We start from the raw sequence: 3869 nt of genomic DNA on the forward strand, positions 1-3869 counted from the left end.
TGGAGGCATTAGCTTCTTTCTGTAAACAACTCAACTCTTTTGAGTTGTCTTTAACCCACCTGCAACAATACAGTAGGAATAACGAAAAGTATTTATTTGACTTAAAACAAGTGCTTTTGGAGGGCAAAGCTACTGTGGTTATTGAGCCTATTTGGCAAAAGCTTTGTAAGGTTAAAAAACACACACCGAGATTTGCTAATATTGCGCTTACGCATTGTAATGGCTTAAGTGTTTATCTGTTTGGCAAGAATGAAACGCTGAATAACTACTACAAACAATTGTCGTGGTATAGAGACACAAAACTGCATTTTTTATATAAATAATTTTCATATTGCTTGGAAATGAGGAAAAAGTTTTCTACTTTTGTAGCGTATTTACGAGAAACCAATAAACACACTAAAATAATGAAAAAGCATCTATTGATTTTTACCTTTGCAGGGCTCTTCTTTTCCTGCCAACGCGAAGAGGCAGATGCCCCGTTCGCTACTGACACCGATATTTCAGTATTACCCAGTACTGAAACGAATGCTTCTGACAACGGACTTTTAGGTTGGGTTGCCCTTACAGGGCAGACCCATATTTCCGCTGAAGAAGCCCAAGAAACAGCCCTTGCTACGGCTATGCAAATGCGTGAAGTAGAAGGGATTGTTACCAAGGCACCTTTGCAAATTGGCTCTGTTGAGGTTGTAAAAGGCAATACTCGTAAGCCTTACGTACCTACCAAAGGGGGCAGTAAGCCAGAGCAAGCTGACGTGTACATTATTAACTTTGCTAACAACCAAGGGTATGTAGTAACCTCGGGGGACCGACGTGTGCCAGGAGTACTGGCTTACAATTCGTATGGACAGTTGAGCGACACTATTACCAACCCGGGACAGGCGATACTGTTTAGCTATATGCAGGCGTATATAGAGGAACAGCGCGAAGCCTTTGAAGCTAATAAAGAGAAATTGGCGACGGAAGCCGAAGAGGCTATTTTTAAGCAGCTTTCAAAAGAACGGCAAGCAGAGCTGATAGCGCAAGGACTCTTTGATAAAGAGGGCAAGCGGGTGAAGACGAAGGATAGGCCTATAAAACCTGCTTATTGTATAGATTTTGACGATTTAGGTGGAAATAATTCTGGAGATTATGAGTATGATTATACCACTTATGGAGAATTTCAAACTAAATTGATAAAGGCTCCTCTAATAAAAACTCTTTGGGGACAAAGTGGTGATTATAATGATAAAGTAACAAAGTATTGTGATGCTGATAGAGATCAGTCTGCTGTAGGCTGTGTAGCTACTGCCTTAGGACAACTTATGGCATACCATAAAAAGCCAACGGTGTTTAAAGGAAGAACTATGCATTGGGACGATATGACAAAAATTGATAATGGTCATATGTTTTCTAATATGGATAGTTATAGCATTTGGAGTAACCCTACTGCTAAAGAAGATATTCAATATCTTTTAGCTCATTTAGGAGATAGTGATTTGCTTGCTATGACCTATGGATGTAGAGCTGATGGAGGTAGCGGTTCTGGTAGAGCTTTAGAAGCTTTGCACGCATTGGGATATAACAACTCTTCATTAGTACCTTATAATGCGACTCAACTTGTTTCTGAAATAGAAAATAATAGACCTATCTATATACAAGGATATTCTTATCAAATACCTCATAGTTATACAACAGGATGGTGGTTTTGGAAGAAATCATGCACAAGATATAGTTATGATAAGGGGCACGCTTGGGTAATTGATGGTTATGTGTTAAAAACAAGAGAAGTAAAGCATTATACCAAATGTCCAAAAATGGAAGGATATACCAATATATCGTATGATAAACTTGAATTAGTACATAATAATTTCGGTTGGGAAGGGAATCTCAATGGTTCTGACTTCAAATGGAATAAAGAAGATTACGATGGGACTGGTTGGTATAATATAAATGTTTTTAATGCAAAATCGGGTAGGGAAGCAGGATCTAACACTTATAAATCAGGAGCAGAAGGAGATTATAAGTTCGAAAAGACATTAATCATCAACATAAAATAGTTTAGTTATGAAAAGAATATTATACCTTACAATGCTATTTATTGTAATAGCTTGTAGTGAAAATACAAAAGAGGATGAAAAACCTGATATTTGTTGTTCTCCCCCGCCTACTTTCTTTTTACTTGTAAACAAAAACTCTGAGCTCTATAAGGATTTTATAAATGAGAAAGGAGAAGTAGATAAGGAGCATATTTCTTTGTACAAAGAAGAGAATAACCAAAAGAAATTATACGGTATTTCTTTTCGTTATACTAATATTCCAAAAAGTGAGGTTGAATATTTATGGATAGAAACTCAACTTGGCTATGAAAACGATGTTTATACAGGTGAAACAGAAACGCTTTACTTACAAAACGCCTCTAAAACTCATAAAATAGAGTTAAAAGGAGCTATGGAGAGTCATAATCATTGTTGTCCTACAGCTAATCTAAAAGAAATGAGTATTGATGGGGTAAAAGTAGAGAATTACTTTTTAGCAAAATAACCTTAACCCTTTGGTAGGGAGGTTCTCTACCAAAGGGTATTAAAAAGAAGGACTATGAAAAGAATATTGTATTTTACAATGGTATTCCTTGTAATGGCTTGTAAAGACGTTAAAGATGAGAAAGAATGTGCTGTACCTCCTCCTTCTTTTCACTTATCTATAGGAAAAACAGCTTCTGAGTATCAAGATTTCTTGAATGACAAAGGAGAAGCTGATGTCGAGAATGTGTATTTCTACCAAATTACAGATAATAACACTGAAAAGAAATACCATACCTTGCTACTTACTGATGAATCTAAAAATAAAGATTATGCTGAAGTAGCAACGGAAAATACAGGATTTCTATATACGGGGAAGACAGAAACACTTTACCTTAAAAATAAGTCTAAAACTTATAAAATAGAGTTTTTAGGATATTTAGGCGAATGTGGATCTGCTCATTTCCAAGAAATGTATATAGACGGAGTTAAAAATAATGATTTTATCTTAGTGAAATAACTTTAGCCCTTTGGCAGGGAGGTTCTCTGCCAAAGGGTATCTTTAAATTCTTTTTATGCGTTACTTTATATTCTTATTTACATTCATTACCCTCTCTTGTTCTAAGGAAGCTATAGAACCAGAAAGCTACAGCCTTCAGGTGCAAAACCGCTATTTTGAAGCAGTAACGGTTTCAGTAGGCGAGCATTTTTCACAAAAACTATCACCGAATAGTACTTCTGAGGCGTTTGCTTTGTCTAAAGGCACTTACAAAGTAGTAGCTATCACGGCTTCACGCCTGCGCTTAGAAAGCAATGTACAAATACAAGGCGATAAAGAAAAACTCACTATCGATATCTGCCCTAAAGGGAAAATTAGTGTCGTCCATTAATCTTTTACATTAAACTATGCGTTATTACTCTTGGCTCCTCATCTGCTTTGGTTTATTGTCTTGTCAGAAAGACAGCCCAGCTCCTGAACCTTTACCTTCTCACGAAATCACCCTCGTGTATATGGTTGCTGATAACGACCTCGCTCCCTATGCCTTAAAAGACCTCAACGAAATAGAACGCGGTTTTGTACCCAATGGGCGCGATAAGCTTTTGGTATATATCGACAGTAATACTTCTACAGTTTTGCCTTCACACCCTGTACTTTTAGAAATTGCACACGATACCACTGAGGTAATAGCCTCTAAAATCATCTCTTCGTATCCTGAACAAAATTCAGCTGATAAAAGGGTTATGAGCAACGTACTGAGAGATGCACTCAACTATTACAAAGGCAATAACCATTACAAAGGATTAGTGCTTTGGTCGCACGGCAATGCGTGGTTGCCTAACGGTTACTCTATAGAAACTGAAAACAAATCG

At 37.0% G+C, this 3869-nt stretch carries 5 protein-coding genes and 1 pseudogene; all 6 read left to right on the top strand.

The window, feature by feature from the left end; all coding sequences use genetic code 11:
- Positions 1 to 323, top strand: a pseudogene (locus RCZ04_RS08875) (clostripain-related cysteine peptidase); the annotation flags it as partial.
- A gap of 81 nt (positions 324 to 404) precedes the next feature.
- Entirely contained in the window at positions 405 to 2036 is a 1632-nt protein-coding gene (locus tag RCZ04_RS08880; protein WP_460485685.1) for a C10 family peptidase, read from the top strand.
- Between the two features lie 7 nt (positions 2037 to 2043).
- Entirely contained in the window at positions 2044 to 2520 is a 477-nt protein-coding gene (locus tag RCZ04_RS08885; protein WP_460485686.1) for a hypothetical protein, read from the top strand.
- 54 nt (positions 2521 to 2574) lie between these two features.
- Complete coding sequence (locus RCZ04_RS08890; RefSeq protein WP_460485687.1) at positions 2575 to 3018, top strand: hypothetical protein; 444 nt, start codon at positions 2575 to 2577, stop codon at positions 3016 to 3018.
- 55 nt (positions 3019 to 3073) lie between these two features.
- Positions 3074 to 3388, top strand: coding sequence for a hypothetical protein (locus tag RCZ04_RS08895; RefSeq protein WP_460485688.1), 315 nt, complete (start codon positions 3074 to 3076; stop codon positions 3386 to 3388).
- 16 nt (positions 3389 to 3404) lie between these two features.
- Positions 3405 to 3869: clostripain-related cysteine peptidase (locus RCZ04_RS08900; protein WP_460485689.1), on the top strand; the 465-nt coding region annotated here is incomplete at its 3' end.

Source organism: Capnocytophaga sp. HP1101 (genome assembly GCF_054772415.1).

Coding starts and splice junctions, on each gene's coding strand:
- RCZ04_RS08880 (WP_460485685.1), top strand. CDS start 405: ATGAAAAAGCATCTATTGATTTTTACCTTTGCAGGGCTCTTCTTTTCC.
- RCZ04_RS08895 (WP_460485688.1), top strand. CDS start 3,074: ATGCGTTACTTTATATTCTTATTTACATTCATTACCCTCTCTTGTTCT.
- RCZ04_RS08885 (WP_460485686.1), top strand. CDS start 2,044: ATGAAAAGAATATTATACCTTACAATGCTATTTATTGTAATAGCTTGT.
- RCZ04_RS08890 (WP_460485687.1), top strand. CDS start 2,575: ATGAAAAGAATATTGTATTTTACAATGGTATTCCTTGTAATGGCTTGT.